Annotated in this window: 1 pseudogene; it reads left to right on the forward strand. The window is 60.6% G+C overall.

Annotated elements, in window-relative coordinates:
• Positions 1-39: 39 nt before the first annotated feature.
• A pseudogene (locus tag J4E08_RS24405) lies at positions 40-1,511 on the forward strand (IS1182 family transposase); the annotation flags it as partial.

Below are 1,511 nucleotides of genomic sequence, written 5' to 3' on the forward strand. Positions count from 1 at the left end.
AGGTTCAGCTATACTGCCTTTACCAAATGGAGGCTGGTGATGTCGGGCTATATCGAAGGAGTGGACCGGGAGCAGACGACCCTGTTCCCGGATCGTTTGGAGGACTGGATCTGCGAGGATCATCCAGTTCGGGTGATCGATGCTTTCGTCGACGCGCTCGACTTCGCCGCTGCTGATTTCAACCGTTTTGCGCCCGCACAGACAGGGCGACCCGGCTATCATCCGGCCGTGCTCCTGAAGCTCTTCCTCTATGGTTACATGAACCGGGTCGCGTCCAGCAGGCGTCTCGAGAAAGAGGCCGGGCGCAATGTCGAGGTCATGTGGCTGACCGGCAGGCTGGTGCCGGACCACAAGACAATCGCTGACTTCCGCAAGGACAACGGGTCCGCGATCCGCAAGACCTGTGCCCGGTTTGTCGAGCTCTGCCGCCAGATCGGGGTGGTCTCCGCCGGGACAGTGGCCATCGATGGCAGCAAGATGAAAGCGGTGAACAGTGAGGCCCCGAACGCCGCCGGTTCGAGAGAGCGGGCCGAACGATCGGAATTTCACGTCAGGCAAGGTTCAGCTTCGGATCACTCACCTCGAGCAAAGCGCGTCCAGGTATCTCGAGGAAATGGCGAGAGCCGACCGGCGGGAGCAGTCCGAGCGAAAGCTCCGCAAGATCGAGCGCCTGCAGGAGAAACTGTCCAGGATCCGCCAGGAAGTGCAACGCCTCCAAGGGATTTCCACTCAGTAGAAGGAAACACCAGAGGGCCAGATTTCATTGACTGATCCCGATGCGAGATCGATGGCAACGTACGGCAAGGGCACCGGACTCGTAGGATACAACGTTCAGACGGCCGTCGATACGGCCACGCATCTGATCGTGGCGCATGACGTGACCAACGTGGGGCATGATCGGGCGCAGCTGGCGCCCATGGCGAAGATGGCCAAGGCGGCTTTGCAGGCGGAAAGTCTGAACGCCATCGCTGACCGAGGCTGCTTCAACAGCCCTGAACTGCTTGCTTGCGAAGAAGCCGGGATCACCGCGACGGTCCCGCGACCGGAGACATCGGGCAACCGCAAGAAGGGTATGTTCGTGAAGGCCGCCTCCTTTTACGACGCGGCCAGCGACACCTATACCTGTCCAGCCGGCAAGGTCCTGACCTACCGATATACGCGGGAGGAGAAGGGTCTGATGCACCGACGCTACTGGCAAAACGATTGCCAGTCTTGCCCGCTACAGGCGCGCTGCACGACGGGGAAAGAGCGCCGGATCACCCGCTGGGAGCACGAACATCTGATCGAGAAGATGTACGCGCGCATGGACGAGACCCCGGGCTTGATGCGCACCCGGCGCTGCACGGTCGAGCATCCGTTCGGCACGATCAAAGCTGCGATGGGCGCTACTCACTTCCAGATGCGGAAACTCCGGAACGTGCGCACTGAAATGGCACTGCACGTCATCGCCTACAACATCAAGCGCGTGATGAACATCATCGGGTCAAGGGCGCTTCTGGAAGGGATCAGAC

Source organism: Sagittula sp. NFXS13, assembly GCF_040148795.1.
GTDB lineage: Bacteria > Pseudomonadota > Alphaproteobacteria > Rhodobacterales > Rhodobacteraceae > Sagittula > Sagittula marina.